The sequence below is a fragment of the Nocardioides marmorisolisilvae genome (assembly GCF_031656915.1).
GTDB lineage: Bacteria > Actinomycetota > Actinomycetes > Propionibacteriales > Nocardioidaceae > Marmoricola > Marmoricola terrisoli.
Window position 1 is genome coordinate 3,114,581 of the sequence record NZ_CP134227.1, and the last position, 26,953, is coordinate 3,141,533.

General features: G+C 71.4%; 24 protein-coding genes. 13 read left to right on the plus strand and 11 right to left on the minus strand.

Annotated features, from left to right (window positions below):
* Positions 1-77: 77 nt before the first annotated feature.
* The 3 genes from hutH to hutU are packed head-to-tail and all read left to right on the plus strand — an operon-like array spanning position 78 to position 4,725.
* Complete coding sequence (gene hutH / locus Q9R13_RS14900; RefSeq protein WP_310961957.1) at positions 78-1,634, plus strand: histidine ammonia-lyase; 1,557 nt, start codon at positions 78-80, stop codon at positions 1,632-1,634.
* Positions 1,631-3,043, plus strand: a complete 1,413-nt coding sequence (locus tag Q9R13_RS14905; RefSeq protein WP_310961958.1) for a purine-cytosine permease family protein — start codon at positions 1,631-1,633, stop codon at positions 3,041-3,043. The genes hutH and Q9R13_RS14905 overlap by 4 nt, the downstream gene beginning before the upstream one ends.
* Positions 3,040-4,725, plus strand: coding sequence for a urocanate hydratase (hutU, locus tag Q9R13_RS14910; protein ID WP_310961959.1), 1,686 nt, complete (start codon positions 3,040-3,042; stop codon positions 4,723-4,725). The genes Q9R13_RS14905 and hutU overlap by 4 nt, the downstream gene beginning before the upstream one ends.
* 14 nt (positions 4,726-4,739) lie before the next feature.
* Here hutU and Q9R13_RS14915 read toward each other — a convergent pair whose 3' ends face one another.
* From Q9R13_RS14915 to paaN, 9 genes are all read right to left on the minus strand, one after another.
* Positions 4,740-5,450, minus strand: a complete 711-nt coding sequence (locus Q9R13_RS14915) for a class F sortase (RefSeq protein WP_310961960.1) — start codon at positions 5,448-5,450, stop codon at positions 4,740-4,742.
* Positions 5,447-5,941, minus strand: coding sequence for a DnaJ family domain-containing protein (locus Q9R13_RS14920; RefSeq protein WP_310961961.1), 495 nt, complete (start codon positions 5,939-5,941; stop codon positions 5,447-5,449). Before Q9R13_RS14920 ends, Q9R13_RS14915 begins: the two co-directional genes overlap by 4 nt.
* A gap of 64 nt (positions 5,942-6,005) precedes the next feature.
* Positions 6,006-7,088 (minus strand): 1,2-phenylacetyl-CoA epoxidase subunit PaaE, encoded by a 1,083-nt coding sequence (gene paaE / locus Q9R13_RS14925; protein ID WP_310961962.1) that lies wholly within the window; start codon positions 7,086-7,088, stop codon positions 6,006-6,008.
* Between the two features lies 1 nt (position 7,089).
* Complete coding sequence (gene paaD / locus Q9R13_RS14930; RefSeq protein ID WP_310961963.1) at positions 7,090-7,638, minus strand: 1,2-phenylacetyl-CoA epoxidase subunit PaaD; 549 nt, start codon at positions 7,636-7,638, stop codon at positions 7,090-7,092.
* Between the two features lie 2 nt (positions 7,639-7,640).
* Entirely contained in the window at positions 7,641-8,570 is a 930-nt protein-coding gene (paaC, locus tag Q9R13_RS14935; RefSeq protein WP_310961964.1) for a 1,2-phenylacetyl-CoA epoxidase subunit PaaC, read from the minus strand.
* A gap of 12 nt (positions 8,571-8,582) precedes the next feature.
* Positions 8,583-8,873, minus strand: a complete 291-nt coding sequence (gene paaB / locus Q9R13_RS14940; RefSeq protein ID WP_310961965.1) for a 1,2-phenylacetyl-CoA epoxidase subunit PaaB — start codon at positions 8,871-8,873, stop codon at positions 8,583-8,585.
* Entirely contained in the window at positions 8,870-9,826 is a 957-nt protein-coding gene (gene paaA / locus Q9R13_RS14945) for a 1,2-phenylacetyl-CoA epoxidase subunit PaaA (protein WP_310961966.1), read from the minus strand. The genes paaB and paaA overlap by 4 nt, the downstream gene beginning before the upstream one ends.
* Before the next feature lie 49 nt (positions 9,827-9,875).
* On the minus strand, positions 9,876-10,478 hold the full coding sequence (locus tag Q9R13_RS14950) for a TetR/AcrR family transcriptional regulator (protein WP_310961967.1): 603 nt from the start codon (positions 10,476-10,478) through the stop codon (positions 9,876-9,878).
* Complete coding sequence (gene paaN / locus Q9R13_RS14955) at positions 10,475-12,172, minus strand: phenylacetic acid degradation protein PaaN (protein ID WP_310961968.1); 1,698 nt, start codon at positions 12,170-12,172, stop codon at positions 10,475-10,477. The genes Q9R13_RS14950 and paaN overlap by 4 nt, the downstream gene beginning before the upstream one ends.
* Positions 12,173-12,304: 132 nt before the next feature.
* Here paaN and paaK point away from each other — a divergent pair, with 132 nt between their 5' ends.
* Together paaK and Q9R13_RS14965 are read left to right on the plus strand one after the other, a co-directional pair.
* Complete coding sequence (paaK, locus tag Q9R13_RS14960; RefSeq protein ID WP_310961969.1) at positions 12,305-13,612, plus strand: phenylacetate--CoA ligase PaaK; 1,308 nt, start codon at positions 12,305-12,307, stop codon at positions 13,610-13,612.
* 72 nt (positions 13,613-13,684) lie between these two features.
* The gene (locus tag Q9R13_RS14965) at positions 13,685-15,106 is read left to right on the plus strand and encodes an MFS transporter (protein ID WP_310961970.1); all 1,422 of its coding nucleotides are present in this window, start codon (positions 13,685-13,687) and stop codon (positions 15,104-15,106) included.
* Positions 15,107-15,115: 9 nt separating this feature from the next.
* Here the strand turns inward: Q9R13_RS14965 and Q9R13_RS14970 are convergent, their stop codons facing one another.
* Together Q9R13_RS14970 and Q9R13_RS14975 are read right to left on the minus strand one after the other, a co-directional pair.
* On the minus strand, positions 15,116-16,441 hold the full coding sequence (locus Q9R13_RS14970; protein WP_310961971.1) for a threonine/serine exporter family protein: 1,326 nt from the start codon (positions 16,439-16,441) through the stop codon (positions 15,116-15,118).
* Between the two features lie 10 nt (positions 16,442-16,451).
* A complete protein-coding gene (locus Q9R13_RS14975) occupies positions 16,452-17,054 on the minus strand; it encodes a nitroreductase family protein (RefSeq protein WP_310961972.1) in 603 nt (200 codons plus the stop codon).
* A gap of 117 nt (positions 17,055-17,171) precedes the next feature.
* On the opposite strand from Q9R13_RS14975, the gene Q9R13_RS14980 reads away from it, so the two are divergent.
* From Q9R13_RS14980 to Q9R13_RS15015, 8 genes are all read left to right on the plus strand, one after another.
* Positions 17,172-18,362 carry an allantoate amidohydrolase gene (locus Q9R13_RS14980; protein WP_310961973.1) on the plus strand — a complete coding sequence of 397 codons (1,191 nt, stop codon included), beginning with the start codon at positions 17,172-17,174 and terminating at the stop codon, positions 18,360-18,362.
* Positions 18,359-19,624, plus strand: a complete 1,266-nt coding sequence (locus Q9R13_RS14985; protein ID WP_310961974.1) for a formimidoylglutamate deiminase — start codon at positions 18,359-18,361, stop codon at positions 19,622-19,624. Before Q9R13_RS14980 ends, Q9R13_RS14985 begins: the two co-directional genes overlap by 4 nt.
* Positions 19,617-20,804, plus strand: a complete 1,188-nt coding sequence (gene hutI / locus Q9R13_RS14990; protein WP_310961975.1) for an imidazolonepropionase — start codon at positions 19,617-19,619, stop codon at positions 20,802-20,804. The genes Q9R13_RS14985 and hutI overlap by 8 nt, the downstream gene beginning before the upstream one ends.
* Positions 20,805-20,867: 63 nt before the next feature.
* Positions 20,868-21,767, plus strand: a complete 900-nt coding sequence (locus tag Q9R13_RS14995) for an ABC transporter substrate-binding protein (RefSeq protein ID WP_310961976.1) — start codon at positions 20,868-20,870, stop codon at positions 21,765-21,767.
* Positions 21,767-22,774 (plus strand): amino acid ABC transporter permease, encoded by a 1,008-nt coding sequence (locus Q9R13_RS15000; RefSeq protein WP_310961977.1) that lies wholly within the window; start codon positions 21,767-21,769, stop codon positions 22,772-22,774. The genes Q9R13_RS14995 and Q9R13_RS15000 overlap by 1 nt, the downstream gene beginning before the upstream one ends.
* Positions 22,771-23,595, plus strand: coding sequence for an amino acid ABC transporter ATP-binding protein (locus Q9R13_RS15005; protein WP_310961978.1), 825 nt, complete (start codon positions 22,771-22,773; stop codon positions 23,593-23,595). The genes Q9R13_RS15000 and Q9R13_RS15005 overlap by 4 nt, the downstream gene beginning before the upstream one ends.
* A gap of 126 nt (positions 23,596-23,721) precedes the next feature.
* Positions 23,722-23,901, plus strand: a complete 180-nt coding sequence (locus Q9R13_RS15010) for a hypothetical protein (protein WP_310961979.1) — start codon at positions 23,722-23,724, stop codon at positions 23,899-23,901.
* Positions 23,898-26,888 (plus strand): helix-turn-helix transcriptional regulator, encoded by a 2,991-nt coding sequence (locus Q9R13_RS15015; RefSeq protein ID WP_310961980.1) that lies wholly within the window; start codon positions 23,898-23,900, stop codon positions 26,886-26,888. The genes Q9R13_RS15010 and Q9R13_RS15015 overlap by 4 nt, the downstream gene beginning before the upstream one ends.
* Positions 26,889-26,953: the final 65 nt, after the last annotated feature.

A 26,953-nucleotide genomic window follows, 5' to 3' on the forward strand; every position in this document is an offset into this window, starting at 1 on the left:
TGGCTCGTCTCGGATGTGAGACAGCGGCGACGGTGCCGGGGCTGGTGACCATGCGTCTGCACGGCTGGAATGGAGCCATGGCAGACATCGAGGTCGGGCCCGGCCCACTCAGTCCCCGCGACGTGGTCGCCGTTGCCCGCGAGGGAGCCGCCGTCCGGCTGGCCGCGGATGCCCTCGTCGCGATCGACAGGGCCCGCGCCGTGGTGGAGGAGCTGGCGGCGGCGCCGACTCCGGCGTACGGCATCTCCACCGGCTTCGGTGCGCTGGCGACCCGGCACATCCCCACCGAGATGCGGGCGCAGCTGCAGAAGTCGCTGGTCCGCTCGCACGCCGCCGGCTCGGGGCCCGAGGTCGAGCGGGAGGTGGTCCGCGGGCTGATGCTGCTGCGGCTGTCCACCCTGGCGACCGGCCACACCGGCGTACGACGGCAGACCGCGCAGCTCTACGCCGACCTGCTGACCCACCAGATCACCCCGGTGGTGCACGAGTACGGCTCGTTGGGCTGCTCCGGTGATCTGGCCCCGCTGGCGCACTGTGCGCTGGCCCTGATGGGCGAGGGACAGGTCCGCGACGCCACCGGCACCCTTCGACCGGCCGCCGAGGCGCTGGCCGAGGCCGGGCTCACCCCGGTCGAGCTCGAGGCCAAGGAGGGGCTCGCGCTGATCAACGGCACCGACGGCATGCTCGCGATGCTGGTCCTCGCGCTGGCGGACCTGTCGGTGCTGATGCGCACCGCGGACATCGCCGCAGCGATGTCGGTCGAGGGTCAGCTGGCCACCGACCGGGTCTTCGCCGCCGACCTCCAGGCGCTCCGACCGCACCCGGGCCAGGCCGCGTCAGCGGCCAACCTGACCGCGATCCTGAAGGACTCCGGGGTGGTCGCGTCGCACCGCGGCCCGGACTGCAACCGGGTCCAGGACGCCTACTCCCTGCGCTGCTCCCCGCAGGTGCACGGGGCGGCACGGGACACCTTCGACCACTGCGCCCTGGTGGCCGGCCGCGAGCTGGCCTCCGCCGTGGACAACCCCGTGGTGCTGTTCCCGACGGACGAGGCCGAGGGCCGGGTCGAGTCAAACGGCAACTTCCACGGCGCTCCGGTGGCCTACGTCCTCGACTTCGCGGCCATCGCGGCGGCGGACGTCGCATCCATCTCCGAGCGGCGCACCGACCGGTTCCTCGACAAGGCGCGCAACCACGGGCTACCGCCGTTCCTCGCCGGCGACCCCGGCGTCGACTCCGGGCACATGATCGCCCAGTACACCCAGGCCGCGATCGTCTCGGAGCTGAAGCGGCTGGCGGTGCCTGCCTCGGTGGACTCGATCCCGTCGTCGGCGATGCAGGAGGACCACGTCTCGATGGGCTGGTCGGCCGCCCGGAAGCTGCGCCGCTCGGTCGACGGGCTCACCCGGGTGATCGCCGTCGAGGTGCTCACCGGGGCCCGCGCCCTCGACCTGCGTCGGCCCCTCGAGCCGTCACCGGCGACCGGCGCGGTCGTCGACCTGCTCCGCTCGGCGGGCATCGCCGGCCCAGGGCCCGACCGGCATCTGTCGCCGGAGATCGAGGCGACGGTGGACCTGGTCCGCACCGGCGCGGTCCTCGACGCCGTCCAGGCCGTGATCGGCGAGCTGCGATGAGCCAGGCGGCGACCACGGGTCGCCCGGGCGACGCCCTCCAGGTCGAGCGCCGCACGATCGACTTCGTGCCCCCGGAGGAGCGGCACGGTCGTCCCGCGAGCCTCTTCACCGTATGGTTCGCCGCGAACACCCAGGTCACCACCGCCGTCACCGGTGCCCTGGCGGTGGTCGTCGGCCTGTCGCTGCCGTGGGCCGTGCTCGCGCTGGTCGTCGGCAACCTGGTCGGTGGCGTCGCGATGGCGCTGCACTCCGCCCAGGGCCCGAAGCTGGGCGTCCCGCAGATGATCCAGAGCCGCGCCCAGTTCGGCTTCTTCGGTGCCGTGCTCCCGCTGGTGCTGGTGATCTTGATGTACCTCGGGTTCTTCGCGAGCAGCGGCGTGCTGGGCGGTTCGGCGCTGTCGGAGTGGACCGGACTGCCCGCCGTACCAGCGATCATCGTGGTCGCGATCGTGTGCACCGTGCTGGCGATCTACGGCTACCGGCTCATCCACCGCTACGAGCGCTGGGTGAGCCTGCTCAGCGCTCTCGCCTTCCTCTACCTGTCCGTGGAGCTGTTCCGACAGCATGACGTCGGCGCCGCCTGGCACGCCGGTCACCTGTCCTGGGGCACGTTCGGCCTGGTCGTCTCCATCGCGGCCACCTGGCAGTTCACCTGGGGTCCGTACGTCGCGGACTACTCCCGCTACCTGCCCGCCAGCACGTCCACGAGGTCGACGTTCTGGTGGACCTACGGGGGTGCCATCATCGGCGCCTGCTGGGTGATGTGCTTCGGCGCCGCGGCTGCCGCGGTCGCACAGAAGGCGTTCGAGGGCGGCCAGGTGCAGTTCCTGGCCGGGATGGCTGCGCACGGCGTCGGCTGGCTCGTGCTGCTGATCATCATCCTCGGGGTGATCGCGGTGAACGTGCTGAACCTCTACGGGGCCTTCATGTCCACCACCACCACCCTCACCGTGGTGTGGCGCGGCCCGCTGGCTCCGAGCACCCGCACGGCGTACGTCGTCGGCGCGGCCGTGGTGGGCACCGCGATCGCCATCGCGGGTCGGGGCGACTTCCTGGCCAACTACACCAACTTCATCCTGTTCCTCTCGTACTTCCTGATCCCCTGGTCGGCGATCAACCTCGTCGACTTCTACTGGGTGCGCAAGGAGCGCTACGACATCGCGGCGCTGTTCGATCCGCGGCTGGGCTACGGGATGTTCAACGTCCGCGCGCTGACGGCGTACGTGATCGGCATCGTGCTGCAGCTGCCGTTCATGAACACGACGTTCTACGTCGGCTGGTGGGTCGACGACCTGGGCGGTGCGGACATCGCCTGGCTGATCGGCTTCGTCGTACCGGCCCTCGCCTACTACGTACTGCTGCGCGACCAGCGCATCCGACCCGACGACGCACGAGAGAGGCTGTCATGACCAACCCCCGCCTGCCGATCCACGCCGCGCACGGCACCGAGCTCAGCGCCAAGTGCTGGCAGACCGAGGCGCCGCTGCGGATGCTGATGAACAACCTGGACCCCGAGGTGGCCGAGAATCCCGCGGACCTCGTCGTCTACGGCGGCACCGGGAAGGCGGCGCGCAGCTGGGAGGCGTACGACGCCCTGGTGCGCACGCTGCGTGACCTCGAGCCCGACGAGACCATGCTCGTCCAGTCCGGCAAGCCGGTCGGCGTGATGCGTACCCACGAGTGGGCGCCGCGGGTGCTGATCGCGAACTCCAACCTGGTGGGCGACTGGGCCAACTGGGAGGAGTTCCGTCGGCTCGAGGAGCTCGGGCTGATCATGTACGGCCAGATGACCGCCGGCTCGTGGATCTACATCGGCACCCAGGGGATCCTCCAGGGCACCTTCGAGACGTTCGCCGCGGTCGCCGACAAGCGGTTCGGCGGCACCCTGGCCGGGACGATCACGCTGACCGCCGGCCTCGGCGGGATGGGCGGTGCTCAGCCGCTGGCGGTGACCATGAACGAGGGGGTCGCGATCTGCGTCGACGTCGACCAGTCCCGGATCACCCGGCGGATCGAGCATCGCTACCTCGACGTACAGGCCGACGACCTCGACCACGCGGTCGAGCTCGCACTGGCCGCCCGCGAGGAGCGGCGGCCGCTCTCGATCGGCCTGCTGGGCAACGCGGCCGAGGTGTTCCCCGCCCTGCTCCAGCGCCATCACGACCGCGTCGAGAGTGGCAACGGCCCGCTCATCGACATCGTCACCGACCAGACCTCGGCCCACGACCCGCTGTCCTACCTGCCGACCGGGGTCCCGTTCGCGGACTGGCACGACGACGCCGCTCGGGACCCCGAAGGGTTCACCAAGGAGGCGCAGGCGTCGATGGCAGCGCACGTCCGGGCGATGGTGGAGTTCCAGGACGCAGGCGCCGAGGTGTTCGACTACGGCAACTCGATCCGCGATGAGGCACGCAAGGGCGGTTACGACCGGGCGTTCGCGTTCCCTGGCTTCGTGCCGGCGTACATCCGGCCGCTGTTCTGCGAAGGGAAGGGCCCGTTCCGCTGGGCGGCGCTGTCGGGTGATCCCGAGGACATCCGCAAGACCGACGAGGCGATCCTGGAGCTCTTCCCCGAGAACGAGCGGCTGCGCAAGTGGATCACCATGGCGCAGGAGCGGGTGCACTACCAGGGCCTGCCTGCTCGGATCTGCTGGCTCGGGTACGGCGAGCGCCATCTGGCCGGCCTGAAGTTCAACGAGATGGTGGCCAGCGGAGAGCTGTCCGCCCCGATCGTGATCGGTCGCGATCACCTCGACTGCGGCTCGGTGGCTTCGCCGTACCGCGAGACCGAGGGGATGCTCGACGGCTCCGACGCCATCGCGGACTGGGCGCTGCTCAACGCGCTGGTCAACACCGCATCGGGTGCGACCTGGGTGTCGATCCACCACGGCGGCGGTGTCGGGATGGGCCGCTCGATCCACGCCGGGCAGGTCTGCGTGGCCGACGGGACCGAGCTCGCCGCGGCCAAGATCGAGCGGGTGCTCACCAACGACCCGGGCATGGGCGTGATCCGGCACGTCGACGCCGGCTACGACCTCGCCGTCGAGGTCGCCGCCGACCGAGGCGTCCGGGTCCCGATGCGTGAGTCCTGACCCGGCGGTCCTGGTCAGGCCATCGGCGAGGCGAACCAGGCCGTCCGGTGATCCCAGTCGCCCGGCCCGACCCGGGTGCCCGAGCAGACCATGATCGCCAACTGCGGCCTGCCGTCGGTGACGTAGTACGCCGGGTAGGGCTGGTCGGCCCAGATGCTCACCTTGCGGGTCACCTGGTAGCACAGGTGGGTGTCCTTGCCGCGGACGATGATCCGGTCCCCCCGGTGCAGGTGCTCGAGCAGCAGGTTGCCCATCGCGGGCGTGGAGAACCACGGCCACGTGTGCGTGTTGAGGATGACGTTGCCCTTCTTGGCGCCCGGCATCGGGCTGGGCTGCTCGTCCCACGCGAACTCGTGCTTGGCCGCATCGGTCAGCGGCAGCGGGCTGGGAATGTTGTTGGCGTCGCGGGGCAGTGCGATCACGGCCGAGTCGCGGGTGATGCCCGGGATGGTGATGCTGGTCGGCACGAACGGCCCGGCGGCCGGCTGCCCGCAGAAGTCCGCCCGCAGGGTCTGGCCGGGCAACACCTGCTGCGGCGCGACGTGGGCCAGGCGGTTCCGGGAGGCGTGCGCCGGCTCGGGCTCTGACGACAGTTGCCAGACCAAGGAGAGTACGGCGATGACCGCGGCCGCGGCTGCGACCGCGGACCAGTTGCGGCGGCCCCATCGAGGCGCGGTGAGCGCCATCGCACGGGAGCGCAGCGTCGCCCAGACCTGGGGCCTCATCGGGTACGTCGCCTTCGCCAGGCAGCGACCTCGGCGTCGACATCACGGGTCCGAGTGATCACCGGCGGTCCACCGAGGAGCTGCCGACGTGCCTCGATCACCCGTCTGTTGAAGTCCTCGAGCCGGTCGCGGACGACGCGCTCGGACCACTCCTTGTCCAAGCTGGCCTCGAGTTCGGCGTCCTCCTTGCGCAGCGCCAGGGCCGGTGGGAGCACGCCGGTGATCTGCTCGCGCTCGATGAGCTTCTTCAGCCACCAGTCGGGGTCGTGGCTGCTGCCGAGATCCTTGATCGGCTTCCCGGCACCGGGCAGGTTGTCGAACTCGCCCTTGGCCATCGCGACCCGGATCTGCTGGTCCACCCAGGAGGTCTGGTGCTGGATGCGCGCGGCAGCGGCGGAACGGTTCGTCCGGGCGTCGCGGGCGCTGCCCCGGTCCGGTCGTTCCGCGGAGTGCTCGGGCCGTCCCGTCGGCCTGTCGTCGCTCTCGGGCACGGCTCTACGGTAACCCGCCGGACGGCACCGGCGGATCCGACTTCGTGAACGGGGTGCCCAGCGCTCACGCGTCGAAGTCGACGCAGGCGGAGGCGCTGTCAGGGTAGGACTGACAGGTGAGCACGAACCCCGCCTCGACCTCGGCGTCCTCGAGGGCGTAGTTGCGACGCATGTCCACCGAACCGGCCGTCACGCGGGCCCGGCAGGTGCCGCAGACGCCGCCCTTGCAGGCGAACGGGAGATCGGCGCGGCTGCGCTGGGCCGAGTCGAGGACGGTCTCGTCGTACGGCAGCTGGAGCTCGGTACGGCGGCCGTCGAGCACCACCGTGATCGCGGCGGTCGGGCCGGAGACGCCGGGCTCGCGGTGTCGGACCGGCGGTGGAGCTGCGTCCTCGACGTAGAACAGCTCGGCGTGCACCCGCTCGGCGGGCACGCCGAGCTCGCCGAGCAGCGTGCGGGCGGACACGACCATCTCGTGCGGTCCGCACAGCCAGAACCCGTCGACGGCAGCGACCGGGACCAGCTCGTCGAGCAGGGTGGCGAGCCGGTCGCGGTCAAGGCGCCCGGTGAACAGCTCGACCTCACGTGGCTCGCGGGACAGGACGTGCACCAGCTCGAAGCGCGACCCGTGGGCATCCTTGAGGTCGGCCAGCTCCTCGGCGAACATCACCGAGCTGGCGTGCCGGTTGCCGTAGAACAACGTCACCTGGGCGTCGCCGGCTCCAAGCAGCGAGCCCGCGATGGAGAGCATCGGGGTGATGCCGGAGCCGGCGGCGATCAGCACGTGCCGACCGCCCGCCGCGGGGTCGGCGACGAAGCGCCCGGACGGCGGCAGTACCTCGACCGTGTCGCCCGGGCGGACGTCGCGCACCAGCCAGGACGACACGACCCCGTCGGCGACCTCCCGCACGCCGACCCGCAGGTCGGGGCCGACGGGGGCGCAGATGGAGTAGGAGCGGCGCTCCTCGCGGCCGTCGACCTCTCGCCGCACCGTGATGGACTGGCCGGGCCGGAAGGCGAAGTCGGCCGCCCACTCCTCGGGGACGTCGAAGGTGACTGCCGCGGCGTCGGCGCAGAGCGGCTCGACCTGGCGCACCCGCAGGGGCGCGAACCCGCGCGCCCGGGTGGTCGGCCTCGTCTCCGCCATCTCAGTGCTCCTTGACGTGGTCGAAGGTCTCGCCGCAGGCCGGACAGGTGCGCAGCGCCTTGCAGGCGGTGCTGCCGAAGTGGGAGAGCTCGCGGGTCTGCTCCGCGCCACAGCGCGGGCAGGGTACGGCGGCCGTGGCCCGACCCAGCGTGAGCGGGACCGGGCCGGTACGACGGGCCGCCGGTGCGGGCGGTGCGATCCCGTGCTCGGCCAGCAGCCAACGTCCCCGGTCGGTGATGTCGTCGCTGCTCCAGGCCGGGGCCAGCGACGTCCGCACCTGGGCGTCGGCGCAGCCGGCCCGGCGCAGCGCCAGCAGCAGGTCGGCGCGCATCGTCTCCATCGCCGGGCAGCCGGTGTAGGTCGGCGTGATCGTGACGACCACGTGCCCCTCCTCGAGCCGCACGTCCCGCAGCACCCCCAGGTCGGCCAGGGACAGCATCGGCAGCTCGGGGTCGGTGACCGACTCGGCTGCGGTCCGGGCTCGGGTCAGCAGGCCCGGGTCGTCCGGTCGTGGACGGTCCAGGACACGGGGTGAGTCGGACGACCTCACCTTCACCACCGCCCTGACGGGTGGGCCCGCGCCACGCTCTGCATCTCGGCGAGGGTGTGGCTGAGGTCCTCGGTGTGGACTCCGTCGCGGCCGCTGCGGCCGCTGACCGGGCCGACGGCGGGCACCTCCGGCACGTCCAGATCTGAGGCGGCCAGGACGTGGATCAGGGTGCGGCGTACCGACTCCTCCACCGCCGCCGGATCGACGCCGACTCCGGCCACGGACATCGCGGCCTCGACGGGGTGGCTGACGAAGAGCTCGGGCAGGAACGCCCACACGACCGCGAGGGCGGCCTCGGTGCGGGCGCGGGACTCGTCGGTGCCCAGGGCCAGGGTGCGCACCCATCGGGCGGCGTAGTCGCGGTGGTAGGCGACCTCGTGGATCCCCTTCGCCGCGATGGCGGCGAGCACGGCATCGTCGCTGTCGGCCAGTCGCTCGAGGAGCGCCAGGCGCCAGGCGCTGAACACCATGATCCGGACCACGCACTCGGCGAAGTCGCGGTCGTGGCGTTCGACGAGTCGGACGCAACGGAACTCGTGGTCGTCACGGAAGTAGGCGAGAGCGTCGTCGGCCGGGACGGGCGAGCCCTCGGGCAGCGGCGGCACCACGGTCGGGTCGGCGGCTCCGGCGCGGGCCAGCAGCAGCCTGGCCTGGCCGAGGAGGTCGAGGCCGATGTTGGCCAGCGCGACCTCCTCCTCGAGCTCGGGCGCGTGGGTCAGCCACTCCGCGAGCCGCTGGGACATCAGCAGTGCGTCGTCCCCGAGCATCAGGCAGTAGGTGGCCAGCGCGGCCCCGTCCACGCCGGTCGGCAGGGTCACGTCGACGCCGGCCAGTGGGTCGGAGAAGCCGGTGCCGAAGGCCCAGCGGCTCTCGTCGTGCGCCTCGGCGAGGCTGGCGTAGGCGGCGTACTCGTCGTGGTCGGGGTCGGTCATGTCTGCTCGGCCTCACATATGCGGGACGTTGTCGGGGATCTCGTAGAAGGTCGGGTGCCGGTAGACCTTGTCGGCGCTGGGCGCGAAGTTCGGGTCCTTCTCGGTCGGGCTGGACGCGGCGATCAGCGCGCTGCGCACCACCCAGATGGAGACGCCCTCGTTACGGCGTGTGTAGAGGTCGCGTGCGTGCCCCAAGGCCATATGGTCGTCGGCGGCGTGCAGTGACCCCACGTGCACGTGGTTGAGACCCCGCTTGGCCCGGACGAACACCTCGTAGAGAGGCCAGTCAGGCTGCACGCTCATGACGCGGCCTCCATCCCCGGTCCCTGAGCTTGTCGAAGGGCGAAAGCCGTCGCCGCCTCCCGCACCCAGGCGCCGTTCTCGTGCGCCTCGCGTCGTACGGCGAGCCGCTGGGTGTTGCACGGTCCGCCACCCTTGACCACCGCCATGAACTCGTCCCAGTCCGGCTCGCCGAAGTCGTGGTGCCCGCGCTCGGCGTTCCAGCGCAGCTCAGGGTCGGGCAGCCGCACACCGAGGGCGTCGGCCTGGGGCACGGTCATGTCCACGAACCGCTGACGCAACTCGTCGTTCGTGTGCCGCTTGACCCCCCACGCCATCGACTGGGCGGTGTTGGGGGACGCTGCGTCCGGCGGGCCGAACATCATCAGCGACGGCCACCAGAACCGGTCGACGGACTCCTGCACCATCGCGCGCTGCGCGTCGGTGCCGTTCATCATCGTCATCAGCAGCTCGTAGCCCTGCCGTTGGTGGAACGACTCCTCCTTGCAGATCCGCACCATCGCCCGCGCGTAGGGCCCGTACGACGAGCGGCACAGCGGCACCTGGTTGCAGATCGCCGCGCCGTCCACGAGCCAGCCGATCGTGCCGACGTCGGCGTAGGTCAGCGCGGGGTAGTTGAAGATCGATGAGTACTTCTGCCGGGACTCGATCAGCATCCGGGTGAGCTCGCCGCGGTCGACGCCGAGCGTCTCCGCCGCGGAGTAGAGGTACAGCCCGTGCCCGGCCTCGTCCTGCACCTTCGCGAGCAGGATCGCCTTGCGGCGCAGACTCGGTGCCCGGGTGACCCAGTTGCCCTCGGGCTGCATCCCGATGATCTCCGAGTGTGCGTGTTGCGCGACCTGGCGCACCAGAGTCCTCCGGTAGCCGTCCGGCATCCAGTCCCGCGGCTCGATGCGGTCACCGGCGTCGATGGTGCGCTGGAAGTCCGCGGCGAGCTGTGCGTCTGCCTCGGCCATTGCTCCTCCTTCGTGATGGGACCGGACGATCGGTGGGTTCGGGCCCTGGTCAGCTGCGGATGCCGTCGAAGACCATGGTGGCGACCTGGTCGGCCAGTCGATCGGTGGCGGCCTGCGAGGTGGGGCGGTACCACTCCACCAGCGAGTTGACCATGCCGAAGGCCAGCCGGGCGGTGGTCCGGGCGTCGACCTCGGCACGGACATCGCCCTCGTCGATCGCGGCACGCACCAGGGCGGCGACCTTGCGGTCGAAGGAGCGGCGCTGCTCCAGGGCCCAGCGCTCGGTGTCGGTGTTGCCGTGCACCCGCAGCAGCAGTGTCACCGACGGCAACTCGGCCGCGAGCAGGGCCACCATCGCCCGGACCACATGGGCCAGTCGGTCGACGGCCGGGCCCGTGGTCGCGCCCGGGGCTCGCAGCAGCGCGAGCATCGGCTCCACGGCACGTTCGAGGGCGAGCCGGAGCAGCTGCTCCTTGGACTCGATGTGGTGGTAGAGCGAGGACTTCGACAGCCCCGACGCGCGGGACAGGTCCTCCATCGAGGTGCCGTCGTACCCGCGCTCGGTGAAGACCTGTGCGGCGACGGCGAGCAGCGCGTCGAGGTCGTACCGGGGACGGGGCGAGCCGTCCGGCAGGGCGCGTGTGGTCGTCATCGGCCCTCCACAGCAGCCGGCTCGGGCGCGTGCCGGCGGATGCCGACCACCCGGAACCGACCCGCGACGAACTGGCCGTCGGCGTAGCTGGCGTTCGCCGCCGGGTTGCCGCCGGTGGCGTGGAAGTCGGAGAACGCCGCGGTCTGGTTGACGAAAACGCCGCCGGTGAGGTTCTCCGACAGCGCGACGCAAGCGCGCAGCGCGGCCGCCCGGACGCCGCCGATGAAGGCCTCGTCGATGGAGTAGACCCCGGCGGTCAGCGAGCCCTTCTCGCGGGTGACCTGCTCGAAGACGTCGGTCATCTGCTCGCGGGGCAGCGGCACCAGGAACGAGACCGGCCCGAAGCACTCTGCGGTCCAGCTCGGCCGGTCGGTGGGGTCGGCGAGGTGGACCAGCGGGGTGCGCACCCGGGCATCGGGCCACTCCGGTACGGCGACCGGGCGCGACTCCACCACCACGCTCTCCTTGGGCTGGCCGGCCAGCCGGTCGGCCACATCGTCGTTGACCAGCGCACCGAGGATCCCCGCTGCCCGCGCGTCGTCGCCGAGCAGGCCGTCCAGCGCGGTGCTCAGGTCGGCGGCGAACTCGGCCGGTGTCCTCAGCCCCTCGTCGGTGCGCACGCCGTCGGCCGGCAGGTAGATGGTCTGGGTGGTGGTGCACATCTGCCCGCTGTAGAGCGACAGCGTGAAGGCCAGGTTGGCGAGCGCGGCGCGATAGGCGTCGGTGGACTCGAACAGCACCTGATTGACGCCGGCCTTCTCGGTGTAGACCTGCTTGCTGACGCAGTGCTCCTCCAGCCAGGTGCCGAAGGCCGGGCCGCCGGTGAAGTCGATGATGCCGACCGCCGGGTGGGTGGCCAGGTCGGCCGCGAGCAGCTCACCCTCGGCCTCGGTCGCGAGCAGCACCAGGTTGGGATCGAAGCCGTGCTCGGCGAGCACCTCGCGCGCCACCGCCACCGAGATCGCCAGCGGCAACACGGCGCCCGGATGCGGCTTGACCACGCAGGCGTTGCCGGTGACCAGGCTCGCGAAGAGCCCCGGGTAGGAGTTCCACGTCGGGAACGTGTTGCAGGCGACGACCAGAGCGATGCCACGGCCGACGGGGGTGAACTCCTTGACCATCCGCAGTGGCGGGCGCTTGCCCTGGGGCTTCTCCCAGATCGTGCTGGTGGCGTGCCGCTCCTGCTCGGCCAGCGCATAGATGGTCGCCTCCAGGCCGCGGTCCTGGGCGTTCGGTCCGCCGGCCTGGAACGCCATCACGAAGGCCTGACCGGAGGTGTGCATCACGGCATGGGCCATCTCGAAGCTGCGGGCGTTGATCCGACCGAGGATCTCCACCGCGACCGACGCGCGGACCTGCGGGGTGGTGGCCTGCCAGGCCGGCAGGCCCTGGCGCGCGGCCTCGACGAGGGCGTCCACGCCGGCGTGTGGGTAGGTGACCCCGAGGGCCGGGCCGTACGGCGAGACCTCCGACCCGGCCGGGATGCCGTCGTCAGGGTGCCCCGGCAGGTCGAACGGCCGTCCGAGCAGGGCGTCGTACGCGTGCTGGCCGGCCTCGGCGGCTCCCTCGCCGTACACCCGAGGACTGGGGGACTCGTCGTACGCCGAGAAATAGGTGCGGTCATGTGCCGCGCGCTGGGCGCGCTCGAGCAGGTCTGCGTGGGTGGCGACGAGTGCGTCCAGGCTGGCGGGCATGCGGAGGCCTCCGAGGGGTTGACGGGAGCTCGATCGAGCACCACTATAGGACCGAACGTTCGGTCGGGCAAGGAGCGCACCCGCGACGGGCCCGCCCGCGCCGACCGTCAGACTCGGCGAGGAGGAGCCTGCATGGAGGACCGGACCCCCCGCCCGGGTGACCTGGAGCCCATCGAGACAGCGAGCGTCGACGAGCTGCGCGCCCTCCAGCTCGACCGGCTTCGGTGGAGCCTGCGACACGCCTACGACAACGTGCCGCACTACCGCCGTGCCTTCGAGGACGCCGGTGTCCATCCGGACGACCTCGACGAGCTCGCTGACCTCGCCCGATTCCCGTTCACCACCAAGGCCGACCTGCGCGCCAACTACCCGTTCGGGATGTTCGCGGTCCCGCAGGACCGGGTGGCGAGGGTGCACGCCTCATCAGGCACGACCGGTCGGCCGACGGTCGTCGGCTACACCCGCGAGGACATCCGCACCTGGAGCCGGGTGATGGCGCGGAGCATCCGTGCCTCCGGCGGCCGACCTGGGGACAAGGTGCACGTGGCCTACGGCTACGGCCTGTTCACCGGCGGCCTCGGCGCTCACTACGGCGCGGAGGAGCTCGGCTGCACGGTGATCCCGGTGGGTGGTGGGATGACCGAGCGCCAAGTCCGACTGATCGTGGACTTCGAACCGCAGGTGATCATGGTGACGCCGTCGTACATGCTCTCGATCGTCGACGAGATGGAGCGCCAGGGCGTCGACCCCCGCTCGACCTCACTGAGGGTGGGCATCTTCGGTGCGGAGCCGTGGACCAATGAGATGCGGCGCGAGATAGAGACTCGACTCGACATCCACGCCGTGGACATCTACGGGCTCTCGGAGGTGATGGGCCCGGGCGTCGCCAACGAGTGCGTGGAGACCAAGGACGGGCTGCACGTCTGGGAGGACCACTTCTACCCGGAGGTGATCGACCCCATCACGGAGAAGGTGCTGCCCGACGGCGAGACGGGCGAGCTCGTGTTCACCTCGCTGACCAAGCAGGCGATGCCGGTGGTGCGCTACCGCACCCGCGACCTCACACGGCTGCTGCCCGGGACCGCCCGCACGATGCGCCGGATGGAGAAGGTCACCGGGCGCACCGACGACATGATCATCCTGCGCGGGGTGAACCTCTTCCCGACCCAGATCGAGGAGCTGATCCTGCAGGTGCCGGCACTCACACCCCACTTCCAGTGCGTCCTCGAGCGCAGCGGCCGGCTCGACAGCCTCACCGTGAAGGTCGAGCGCCGGAAGGGGGCGACGGAGGCCGAGGTCGAGCTCGCCGCCGTCGAGCTCACGCATCTGGTGAAGAGCACCATCGGCGTCACGGTGGGCGTCGACGTGGTCGACCTTGCGGGAGTGGAGCGCTCCTCGGGGAAGATGCGGCGGATCGTGGACCTGCGGGCTCAGCGCTGACCCGCGAGGTGTAGGCCGGGGCGGCACGGGGAACGGGACAAGGGAGTCGACCCAAGGAGGCCGCACGCTCCCGTGACCGTCCTGATGCCCCCGGAGGAACCCGAGGACTGGCAGGTCGACGACGTCGTCGTGACCGAGCCGCCGGTGATCCGGCGCGCGATCGGCGCGGCCGCCATCGGCAACATCACCGAGTGGTACGACTTCGGGGTCTACGCCTACTTCGAGCCGACCATCAAGAAGGTCTTCTTCACCGGCCTCGGGGACACCGCGGGCACGGTCGCGACGTTCGGGCTCTTCGCGGTGGCGTTCCTGGTGCGGCCCTTCGGCGGCATGTTCTTCGGCCCGCTGGCCGACCGGATCGGCCGGAACACCGTTCTCGCCACGACCATGATCCTGATGGCGCTGGGCACCTTCGCCATCGGCTGCATCCCGAGTCACGACAGCATCGGGGTCTGGGCGCCGCTGCTGCTGCTGGTCGCGCGCTTGGTGCAGGGCTTCTCCACCGGCGGGGAGTACGGCAACGCGATGACCTTCATCGCCGAGTACGCCCCCGACCGCCGCCGCGGCTTCCTGGGGAGCTGGCTCGAGTTCGGCACCTTCACCGGCTATCTCATGGGCGCGATCGTGGTGACGGTCGCCGACGGCGTGCTGAGCACGCATCAGCTGCTGACCTGGGGATGGCGGATCCCGTTCTTCGTCGCGCTGCCGCTCGGCATCGTGGGCGTGTACCTGCGGATGCGGCTCGCGGACACCCCCGCCTTCGAGCGCCTCGAGGAGGAGTCGGCCGAGCGCGAGCGCAGCACCGGGGGCGAGTTCCGCGAGATCCTCGGGCTGTGGCGGTTCCTGCTGGTCTGCATGGGCCTGGTGCTGGTCTGGAACGTCACCAACTACATGCTCACCTCCTATATGCCGACCTACGTCACCGACACCCTCCCGTCGGCCCAGGGCGGCGGTGTCTCGAGCACGACCTCGCAGGTGATCCAGATCGTGGTGATGGTGGTCGCCCTGCTGCTGATCCCGCTCATCGGCCTGCTGTCCGACCGGGTGGGCCGCAAGCCGATCGCCTGGGTCGGCGCGATCGGCCTGGTGGTCCTGGCCTTCCCCATGATCCTGTTGATCCGGGCCCAGACCGAGGTGGGCATCTTCGGCGGACTGCTGGTGATGGGCCTGCTGCTGATTTGCTTCTCGGCCACGATGCCCTCCACGCTGCCGACGCTGTTTCCCACGGAGGTCCGGTCCGGCGGGCTGTCGATCTCCTTCAACATCTCGGTCTCGCTGTTCGCGGGTACCACGTCGGTGGTGGTGGGCGCCCTGGTCGGGGCGACCGGGGACCTCGACTGGCCGGCGTACTACCTCATCATCGCGGGCGTGATCGGCATCGTCTCGCTGGTGTTCCTGCACGAGCCCAACGGGCGGCGGATGTGGGGCTCGCCCCCGGCGGCGGGATCGCAGGTCGAGGCCCAGGAGATCGTCGACGAGCTCGACGCCGCCTGACCGTGTCGCTCACTTCCTCCGGCGCAGGCTGCGGGCGGTGAGCGGCCCGACCAGTCGCGGGCCGGCCAGGCGCTGCTCCAGCCGGCGGGCCTCCCGGCCGACCGGCTGCGCGACGTACTCACCGAGGATCACGCCCGCGGCCAACGCGATCGCGACCGCTGCGGCGTTGATCAGCGAGACCAGACCGCCGGCGGGGGTGCTGCCCTCGGCGAGCAGCGCGAGCCCGCGGTAGATCGACAGGCCGGGGAGCAGCGGAACGATCGCGGAGACCACGACGGCCAGGGCGGGCACCCTGAAGCGCGCGGCCACCCCGAAGCTGACCAGGCCGACCAGCACCGCCGCCCATCCCGATGACCAGGCGATGTCGAAGCCGTGCTCGTAGAGCGCGCCGTAGACGCCGGTGGCGAGCCCGCCGACCAGGCCGATCGGGAGCAGCGAGCGGATCGGGGCGTAGGAGGCGAAGGCGAACGCGGACGCGGTCACCACCCCGCCCACCGTGAGCAGGGGTACGTCGGAGAACGCGGACGCACCGGGGTGCAGATGGCCCAGCGAGACCCCCGCGAGCTTGGCCACGGTGAAGCCGCCGGTGACGCCGGCGATGATGCCGGCCGTCGACAGCATCGCCTCCAGGAGCCGGGCAGCGGCGGTGAGCGGGAAGCCGGTCAGGGCGTCCTGGACGGCGCCCATGAAGCTGACCCCCGCCAGCAGCATGATGATGCTGGCCGTGACGACGTGGCTCGGGTTGACGTTGATGCCCAGGGCGGCGACCCCGACGGAGAGCAGCGTCGCGAAGAGCCCGCCGGCCACCTGGAGGTAGAAGGTGGGCAGCCGTCCGGCGCCGAGCTTGCGCTGGATCGAGTCGATCCCGGCTGCCGCGACGAACGCGACGACGACGAGGATCGGGTCGCCGCCCAGCATCAGGCCGACCCCGCCGCCCATCACACCCCAGCCCAGGGTGACCGCCCAGCGCGGCATGCCGTGCCCGGTCGAGGTGATCCGGGCGACCCGGGCCCGGGCCTCGTCCCGGTCGACCCGGCCCTCGATGAGGTCGCGGACGAGGTGGTCGACCAGGGTGAGGTCGCCGTAGTCGATCTCCCGGTGCCGGACCTGGCGGCCCTGCATGATCGCCGGCTCCTCGAGGCCGGGCTGGTAGCTGATCGACAGGCTGGTGAAGGTGACGTCGGTCGACACCCGGCGCAGCCCGCACGCGTGGGCCACGTTGGACATCTGGGCGCCCACGTCGGCGGCGCCCGCGCCCGAGGACAGCAGCAGCTCCCCGACCCGGAGGGCCAGGTCGAGCGTTTTCCAGGTGTCCAGGATCTCGGGATCTGCCATCAGGCCTCCGTCACGACCACTGGCCGTGGTGCACGATCTCGGACAGCGGCGCGCGGGCACGGCGGACCGGGGAGCCGGGCACGCCACCGGGCTCCGGGTGGCCGACGGTGATCGCACCGACCGGCATCCAGTCCGCAGGAACGCCGAACTCGCGACGGAACGGCTGCACGGACTCCGGCGGCACGCCGAAGAAGCAGGCACCCAGGCCCTCGTCGACGGCGGTGAGCAGGATCAGCAGCGAGGCCATTGCGGCGTCCATGTGCCAGAACGGCACCGGCCAGCGGGACTCGTCGCGGTCCGTCCAGCCCTTGTCCCGCTCGCTGTAGCGGTCGAGATACACGTCCTTGTTCGACATCGGCACGATCAGCGCCGGCGCCGTACGCATCCCGTCGAGCCAGTCGTTGCTGGCGTCGGGGTCAAGCGTCGTCGCCGTCCAGAACCGGTGGACGTCGGCGGGGGTCTCTAGGCGCAGGAACGCCCAGCCCTGGCTGAAGCCGGCGCTCGGGGCACGCACGGCGTGGGCCAGCATTCGGTCGAGGACGTCCGGGTCCACCGGGTCGGGGGCGTAGCGACGGACCATGTGGCGTCGACGGACCACCTCTGCGAACTCCATGGGGCGAGCATGCCAGCACCGGCGGCATCGCCTCTGCGGCCCCGGCGTCTCGGATGTGAGACGTCGGGCCCGGCGTAGTGCGTTGACGTCGGTCGGCGGCCCCGCTGGACTGACCGGGTGAGCTTCGAGGCGATGTGGCGCGACCTGTCCCCGGTCGGCCGCTCCGGCATCTCGGGTGGCTACCACCGACAGCCCTTCGCGGCCGCCGAGCGCGAGGCGATGACGTGGTTCACCGAGCAGTGCCGTGCCCGGGACCTGCGGCTGCGCATGGACGGCAACGGCAACGCGATCGCGTGGTGGGGCGACGGACCCGGTGGGGTGCTCACCGGGTCGCACCTGGACAGCGTCATCGACGGCGGCGCATACGACGGGCCGCTCGGCGTCGTCTCCGCGCTGGCCGCCATCGACGAGCTCCGGGACCGCGGCGTCACCCCGGGGCGGCCGATCGGCGTCGGGGTGTTCTGCGAGGAGGAGGGGTCGCGCTTCGGGATCGCCTGCCTCGGCTCGCGGCTGGCCACCGGCTCGATCGGCCCCCAGCAGGCCGCCTCGCTGCATGACCGCGACGGCGTGGCGCTCCTCGACGCGATGGCCGCCGCCGGTCTGGAACCTGACCTGGGGCCGAGCCCGTTGCTGCAGGACGTCGGGACTTTCGTCGAGCTGCACGTCGAGCAGGGGCGCGACCTGGTCGACCGTGACCGGGCGGTCGGTGTGGCCAGCGAGATCTGGCCGCACGGGCGCTACCGCTTCGACTTCCGCGGCGAGGCCAACCACGCGGGCACCACGCGGATGGAGGATCGTCGCGACCCGATGCTCAGCTACGCGATGACGGCGCTCGCGGCCAACAAGCAGGCGCGGCTCGGCGGCCAGCGAGCCACCTTCGGTCGGGTCGATGTCATTCCGAACGGCACCAACGCCGTGCCCTCGCAGGTGACCGGATGGATGGACGCCCGCGGCGAGTCCGAGGAGGCCTTGGCCGCCCTGGTCGGTGAGGTCGAACGGCTCGGCACCGAGCGCGCCGGCCGCGACGGGACGACCTTGGAGATGACCCCGGAGTCGGTGTCGGCCGCGGTCCGGTTCGATCGTGACCTGGCGGCGCGGATCAGCGGAGTGCTTGACGGTGCGCCGGTGATCCCGACGATGGCCGGTCACGACGCCGGTGTGCTCTCCGCCGCCGGCATCCCCACCGCGATGCTCTTCGTCCGGAACCCGACCGGGGTGTCGCACTCGCCGGCCGAGCACGCGGAGATGGCCGACTGCCTGGCCGGGGTGACAGCCCTGGCCGACGTCCTGGCGGAGCTGGCTCGGTGAGCGGCCGCTCGTCGTACCTCCTGGAGCACGCGCTGGTCGACGGCGTCGTGCAGGACGACGTCCTGGTCGTGGTGGAGGGCGGCACGATCACCGGGATCGACCACTCGGTGCACCGGATGGGACCACTCGGCGCGCCGGATGGGACCACTCGGCGGATCGGGGGGCTGGTGCTGCCGGGGATGGCGAACTGCCACTCGCACGCGTTCCACCGGGCGCTGCGCGGGCACACCCAGGCGGAGCGCGGCAGCTTCTGGACCTGGCGCGAGCAGATGTACCAGCTGGCCGAGGACCTCACCCCGGACAGCTACTTCGCGCTCGCGCGGCAGGTGTACGCCGAGATGGCCGCCGCGGGCATCACCGCGGTGGGGGAGTTCCACTACCTGCACCACCAGCCCGACGGACGTCCGTACGACGACCCCAACGAGATGGGCCGGGCCCTGCTCGCCGCCGCCGACGACGCAGGTCTGCGCATCCGCCTGCTGGACACCTGCTACGTCGCGGCCGGGCTGGAGCGGGATGGTGCGGCCCGGGCCCCCGAGGGGGTGCAGCGCCGGTTCAGTGACGGCGACGCGACCCGGTGGGCCGAGCGGGTCGAGGCGTTCGGCGACGACCGGGTCGGCGCCGCGATCCACTCGGTGCGGGCGGTGCCTCGAGAGCAGCTCGCGACGGTGGCCGCGTGGGCGGCCGGCCGGCCGCTGCATGTCCACCTGTCCGAGCAGGTCGCCGAGAACGACGACTGCCTCGACGCGCACGGGCTGACCCCTACCCAGCTGCTGGCCGAGGAGGGCGTGCTGGGTCCGATGACCAGCGTCGTGCACGCCACCCATCTGACGTCCACGGACATCGACCTGCTCGGTCAGGCGGGCTGCTTCGCCTGCTTCTGTCCCACCACCGAGCGCGACCTCGCCGACGGGATCGGGCCCTCCCGCGCGTTGGCCGCGGCGGGTGCCCGGCTGACGCTCGGGTCCGACAGCCACGCCGTGATCGACCCCTTCGAGGAGCTGCGCGCCGTGGAGATGCACGAGCGGCTGGCGACCCAGCAGCGTGGACACTGGTCGGCCGCCGAGCTTCTCGAGGCCGGGACCGCGGTCGGTCACGAGTCACTCGGCTTCGCCGACGCCGGGCGGATCGCACCAGGGCAGCGTGCCGAGCTCGTCGTCGTGGACCTGGACACCTGGCGCACCCGTGGTGCCGGGGCGTCCGCCGAGACGGCGGTCTTCGCCGCGACCGCCGCCGACGTCACGGAGGTGCTCCATGGTTGACGCCGGTGCCGCGGAGCTGTGGACCGGCATCGGCGAGCTCGTCACCAACGACCCGTCCGTCGACGGCACCGCGCTCGGCGTGCTCACCAACGCCGCCCTGGTGGTCGCGGGCGGTCGCGTGGTCTGGGCGGGGCCCCGCACCCAGGCGCCGGCCGCCGACCTGGCCCGCGACCTCGGTGGCCGCGCCGTCGTCCCCGGCTTCGTCGACTCGCACTCCCACCTGGTCTTCGCGGGCGACCGGTCCGGCGAGTTCGCCGCTCGGATGAGCGGCCAGCCGTACGCCGCAGGCGGGATCCGCACCACCGTCGCCGCCACCCGCGCGGCCAGCGACGAGCAGCTCGGGGCGAACCTGGCCCGCCATGTCGCCGAGATGCGTCGGCAGGGCACCACGACAGTGGAGGTCAAGAGCGGCTACGGGCTGACCGTGCTGGACGAGGCCCGGAGCCTCGCCATCGCCCGGGAGCTCACGCCGGAGACGACCTACCTCGGTGCACACGTCGTGCCGGAGGGCACCACGGCGGAGGAGTACGTCGACCTGGTGACCGGACCGATGCTCGACCGGGCCGCGCCGTACGCGAAGTGGGTCGACGTGTTCTGCGAGGCCGGTGCCTTCGACGCGGACCAGGCCCTGGCCGTGCTACGTGCCGGAGTCGCCCACGGCCTGCAGCCCCGGGTGCACGCCAACCAGCTGGGTCCGGGCCCCGGGATCGGCGTCGCCTGCGAGGTCGCGGCGGCGAGCGCCGACCACTGCACCTTCGCGACCGACGAGGACCTGGCGAACCTCGCCGACGCCGGGGTCGTGGCGACCCTGCTGCCGGGGGTCGAGTTCAGCACCCGGTCGCCGTACCCCGACGCGCGTCGGTTCCTGGCGGCCGGCGTCACCGTCGCGCTCGCCACCGACTGCAACCCTGGGTCGTGCTACACCAGCTCGATGCCGTTCTGCATCGCCGTCGCGGTGCGCGACATGCGGATGACCCCGGCGGAGGCGCTGTGGTCGGCCACGGCAGGCGGTGCCGCGGCGCTTCGCCGCCACGACGTCGGCCGGCTCACGGTCGGTGCGCGCGCCGACTTCGCAGTGCTGGACGCACCGTCGTACGTTCACCTTGCGTACCGGCCGGGGGTGCCATTGGTGTCGGAGACGCACCTGGCGCCCGCGCCACTCGATTTGGGGGACGAATGACCGGTGTGCTGCGCCGTTCCCCGGTGGCAGGATTCCGGAGACCACTGGAGAAAGAGGATAAACATGCGTCGTGGAACCATTGCGGCCGTCGTCGCCCTGACGGCCGCGCTCATGCTCAGCGGATGTGGCTCGAGCTCGCTCAATGACACCGGCCAGCACAAGTCGACGGTCACCAGCAGTGTGAACAAGGCTGCTGCGGCGATGGTGCCGAAGGCGATCAAGGACAAGGGCACGTTGGTCGTCGGGTCGGACGCCAGCTACGCGCCCAGCGAGTTCCTGGCCGGCGACGGCACCACCGTCGAGGGCTTCGACGTCGACCTGTTCAACGCGGTGGCCAAGACCCTGGGCCTGAAGGCGACCTACCAGAACGCCAAGTTCGGCTCGATCATCTCCGGTGTCAACAGTGGCAAGTTCGACATCGGAGTGTCGAGCTTCTCGATCGACGCCGACCGCGAGAAGTCGGCGACGATGGTCAGCTACTTCTCCGCCGGCACGCTGTGGGCGGTGGCCTCGGGCAACCCGAAGAAGATCGACCCCACCAAGCCCTGCGGGATCAGGGTCGCGGTGCAGTCGAGCACCACCCAGTCGCTCGACCAGCTGCCGCCGTTGGTGAAGGCCTGCCAGAAGGCCGGGAAGCCCACCCACGTCGACTCCTACGACCAGCAGAACCAGGCCACCGCAGCGGTGGTGTCCGGCAAGGACGACGCCATGCTGGCCGACTCGCCGGTGATCGCCTACGCGGTCAAGCAGTCGAAGGGCAAGCTCGAAGCCGTCGGGAGCATCTTCGCCTCCGCGCCCTACGGCTACGTGCTGCCGAAGAGCGAGACGGACTTCGGCAAGGCGATCGTGGCCGCGTTGAAGGTCCTCCAGTCCAACGGTGAGTACGAGAAGATCCTCAAGAGCTGGGGCGTCGAGCAGGGCGCGATCAGCGACTTCGTGGTCAACCCGCCCGCGACGAGCTGATGTCCGACACCGACACGCGGCTGGCTCCCGGGGCATCCCCCGGGGGCCAGCCGGAGCGGCCGGGGGCCATCGACGCCGTCCCGGTCCGGCACCCGTGGCGCTGGGTGGCTGTCGCGGTCCTCCTGGTGCTCCTCGCGAAGGTCCTCGGCATCGTGGTCGGGAACCCCGCCTTCGACTGGAGCTTCATCGGCCAGGCGATGATCCAGAGCCCGGTCATCCGAGGCCTGCTGCTGGGCACGCTCCTGGGCACCGTCTGCGCGATGGTCGGGTCCGTGATCCTCGGAGTGATCCTCGCGGTCATGCGGCTATCGGAGAACAAGGTTCTCTCGATCCTCGCCTGGGGCTACATCTGGTTCTTCCGCGCGATCCCCCGGTACGTGCTGCTGTTCATGATGGGCGCGATCGGCGCCCTATGGCCCGACAACAAGGGCGGGCTGAGCCTGGGCGTGCCCTTCGGGCCGGACATCATGCACGCGTTGGGCTTCAGCGGGAAGCTGACCTTCCTCAACCTCGATGCCAACCATCTCTTCTCCGGGCTGGTGGGCGGCATCATCGGGCTGATCCTCTCCGAGGCGGCCTACATGGCCGAGATCGCGCGCGCGGGCATCCTGTCGGTCGATGACGGCCAGCGCGAGGCGGCGTGTGCGCTGGGCATGTCCAACGGGCTGGCGATGCGCCGCGTCGTACTGCCGCAGGCGATGCGGGTGATCGTGCCGCCGACCGGCAACGAGACCATCGCGATGCTCAAGGACACCGTGCTGATGACCGCGATCCCGGTCAACAGCGAGCTCTTCTTCCAACTCAGCCAGATCGGGGCCCGGACGTTTCAGGCATGGGGTACGGCGGTCGCCGCAGTGATCTGGTACCTCATCATCTGCAGCATCCTGATGTACGTGCAGATGCACGTGGAGCGGTACTTCGGCCGGGGGTTCGGCGGTCGACCCCCGGGCGGGACGCAGGGCTTTCGAGCGAAGATGCTCGGCCTCAGTGGAGGGATGTCGAGATGAACGAGATGCCGCTGGTGCACGCGGTCAACGTGCACAAGGCCTTCCACGGCAATGAGGTGCTCAAGGGCATCGACTTCGACGTCGAGGCCGGCGAGGTGGTCTGCCTCGTCGGCCCGTCGGGATCGGGCAAGACGACCTTCCTGCGGTGCATCAACCAGCTCGAGGACATCGATGCCGGCCGGATCTGGGTTGACGGGGACCTCGCGGGCTACCAGGAGAAGGGCGGTCGGCTGCACCGGTTGACGGACAAGGCGCTCGCGGCGCAGCGTCGCGAGATCGGGATGGTATTCCAGCGCTTCAACCTCTTCCCCCACATGACTGCCCTGGAGAATGTGATGGAGGCGCCGGTCAGGGTCAAGGGCGTCGCCAGGGACGCGGCCCGCAGCCGTGGTCTCGAGCTCCTCGCGCGCGTCGGCCTGAGTGACCGGTGCGAGCACTATCCGGCGCAGCTCTCCGGCGGCCAGCAGCAACGCGTGGCGATCGCGCGGGCCCTCGCCATGGACCCGAAGCTGATGCTCTTCGACGAGCCCACCTCCGCGCTCGACCCGGAGCTCGTCGGGGAGGTGCTCAGCGTGATGCGCGAACTGGCCCAGGCGGGGATGACGATGATCGTGGTCACCCACGAGATGGGGTTCGCCCGCGACGTCGCCGACAAGGTCGTGTTCATGGACGGTGGGGTCGTGGTGGAGCAGGGCGATCCGCGTGAGGTGATCAACAACCCCCAGCACGAGCGGACGAAGAGCTTCCTCTCGCGCATCCGCGAGGAGAACGACGAGTACGCCGCGGCGCTGCAGGAACGCACTGCAGCGGAGCAGGTCTGAGAAGCCGTCTGCAGCCGGTGGTGCCCATCTGAGGTAGGGCCGGGACGAAGCTAGGTCAAGCGTCCGATGGCCCGCCCTACCTCAGGGGGCGAACCTCGAGTCAACGACGATTCGAGGAGTTCGGCGATGAGCATGAGCATGAACAGTGAGCAGGTCCTCCGCTCCGAGATCAATTACCGGATGGAGCAGGGCCAAGGTCGTCCGGGGAGCCGGCTGAGCAGCTGGGCCCGGGCGGAGGGCAGGTCGGAGACGCTGGTGCGCCGCGGCTGGCGACGGGTGCGGCCGACGAGCGGGCCGGCCTGTTGAGCACGACTGCTCCGCTCTCCGCGCCCGACGCGGACCTGTCGGTGGCCCTTGGCATGATGGGCGACGTGTGGGCCGAGCGGAGCAGGACCGTCGGGCTCTTCGGGCGCGACCGCGAGCTTGCCGAGATGCGCGAGCTGGTCGGCGGAGCTGTGCCCCGATCGGCCGCACTGGTGGTCTCCGGGGACGCCGGGGTCGGCAAGACCAGGCTGCTCGGGGAGTTCGTCGACCGGCTCGACCGCGACGGCTGGCGGGTGCTGCTCGGCCACTGCCTCGACTTCGGTGACACCGCGATGCCCTACCTGCCCTTCACCGAGATGCTGCGACGTCTCGACCAGGTGGAGCCGGCGCTGGCCGCCGAGCTGGCCGCCGCCCACCCCGCGCTGGCCCAGCTGAGCCGCACCCAGCGCGGCTCCGACACCCCCAGCGACGGCCTCGACCGGGCCGAGATCTTCGCCTCGATGCACGCCTGCCTGGAGGACCTCGCCGGTCGGGGGCCCGTCGCGGTGCTCGTCGAGGACATGCACTGGGCCGACCCGTCGTCCCGCGACCTGGTGAGCTTCCTGCTGGCTCGTGGGTTCAGCGGACCCGTGGCGCTGATCGCCACCTACCGCTCCGACGACCTGCACCGTCGCCACCCGCTGCGCCGTACCGTCACCGAGTGGATGCGGCTGCCGGGCCTCAGGCGCATCCAGCTCGGCCCGTTGGGCGGACCCGACGTGCGCCGGATGATCGGCGCGATCATCGGCGGTGCCGAGGTGACCGAGTACGCCACCGACGTCGAGCGCATCGTGCACCGCGCCGACGGCAACCCGTTCTACGTCGAGGAGCTGGTCAGTGCCTTCCTCAGCGGCGGCTGGCAGCTGCCCGAGGACCTCGCCGACCTGCTCCTGGTCCGCCTCGACCGCCTCGACGAGCGGGCCCGGACCCTGGTGCGTGAGGCCTCGGTGGCCGGCCAGCGGGTGCCGCACGACCTGCTGGCGGCGGTGACCAGCCTGTCGGAGGCCGACCTCGACGCGTCGTTGCGGTCGGCGCTCGACCAGCACGTGCTGATCCGGTCGGGCGACCGGGCCTACATGTTCCGGCACGCCCTGCTCGGTGAGGCGGTGTACGACGACCTGCTCCCCGGCGAGCGGCTCCGCCTCCACAAGGCCTACGCCGCCGCGATCCGCAACCGGGTCGGCGGCGCCAGCCCGGCGGCGCTCGCCCGGCACGCGCACGCCTCCCACGACCTCCCGACGGCCCTGCTGGCGAGCATCGATGCGGGTCGCAAGGCGCTGGTCTCCGGCGGTCCCGACGAGTCCGCCCGGCACTTCCAGACGGCGCTGGAGATCTACGACCGTGCCGCCCGCGAGATGGACGACCCGCCGGACCTCGCCGAGCTGGTCAGCGAGACGAGCGAGGCGATGGCTGTCTCGGGCCACCCGCTGCGGGCCCTCGGGATGGTCTCCGAGCAACTCGCCGAGCTCCCCGCCGACGCATCCGCGACCAGCCGGGCGCGGTTGCTGCTCGCGATCGCCGAGGCTGCGCTGGTCACCGAGTCGCAGGTCGACCTGATGGAGGTGACCACCGAGGGCCTGGCGCTCGTGGGCGAGGCGCCGAGCAGTCTGAGGGCCAAGCTGCTCGCGGCCAGGGCCTGGGCCCACATCATCGTCAGCGACTTCGCCAGTGCCCGCGCCACCGCCGACGAGGCGCTGGAGATGGCCAGCAAGCTGCAGCTCCCCGCACTCGCGGCCGACGTCCGGCTGATCCTGACCCGGCTCAGCACCTTCGACGACTTCGGTGCCACCGCACGGGCCGAGCTCAAGGAGTCGGTCGCGGAGGCGCAGCGGCGCGGGGACTTCGAGGGGCAGCTGGTGGCGCTGTTCCGACTCGGCATCGTGCACTACGAGTACGCCGAGCACGACGCCGCTCGGGAGGCCTGGACCCAGGCGGCCGAGCTCGCCACGCGGCACGGCCGGCCGTGGTCGCCGTACGGCTTCGACGCCCGGCTCCGAGCGGCCATGGTGGCGCAGGTGACCGGCGAGTGGGACGAGGCGCTGCGCATCGTCGACGCCTCCGGGGAGTCACCGCCGTCCACGCTGCGCGCCCTGCTCACCAGCGTCGAGCTGCTCGTCGCCGCCGGACGGGGCGACACTGCCGCGCTGCTGCGCTTTCCCGCGGTGCGCGAGCGGTGGCGGCGAGACGGGTTGATCGCGATCCTGAGTGGGGCGGCGGCCATCGACCTGGTCGGCGCCCGCGACGGGCATGTCGGCGCGATGGCGACCTACCAGGACGTCGTGGACGTGATGAGCAGCATGTGGGAGCCGGCCTTCCAGGCACGGGTCCGGATGGCCGCGCTGACCCTCGGCCACCTCGTGGCGGCGACCCCGGCGACACCGTCCGCGGACCGTGCCGTGCTGCTCGCGGAGGCCGACCGTCTGGTTGCCGACGCCGACCTGGTCATCGACACCCTCAACGAGCGGGGTCGTCCCTTCGGCGTCGAAGGTCAGGCCTGGCTGTCCCGGGTCGCCGCCGAGCGCCAGCATCTCGGTTGGCTGTGCGGCACCGAGACCGACGTCGAGGCGCTCATCGAGGCCTGGCGGACCAACGTCGCGCACTTCGAGGCGTTCGGCGAGGTCCACGAGATCGCTCGGGCGCAGGCCCGACTCGCCGTCGTGCTCCGGGCCGCGGGTCGCGCCGACGAGGCCCGGGCGATCGCCGAGAAGGCCCGCCGGGCGGCGTCCCGGCTCGGCGCGCGTCCGCTGCTGACCGAGCTCGCCTCCTTCGAGAGCCGCGCCAACGGCGCCGACCGCTCGGCAGAGCTGACCCCGCGCGAGCGGGAGATCCTCGGCCTGGTGGCGCAGGGCCGCACGAACGGCGAGGTCGCGCGCCAACTGTTCATCTCGACCAAGACCGTCAGCGTGCACGTCTCGAACATCCTCGCCAAGCTGGGCGCCTCGGGTCGCACCGAGGCGGCGGCGATCGCGCGCCGCGAGCAGCTGCTCTAGCGACCCCTGCTCCGCGACGACAGCCCCGACCGCACGGCAACCGCCTCCTGAAATTCAACTGAACG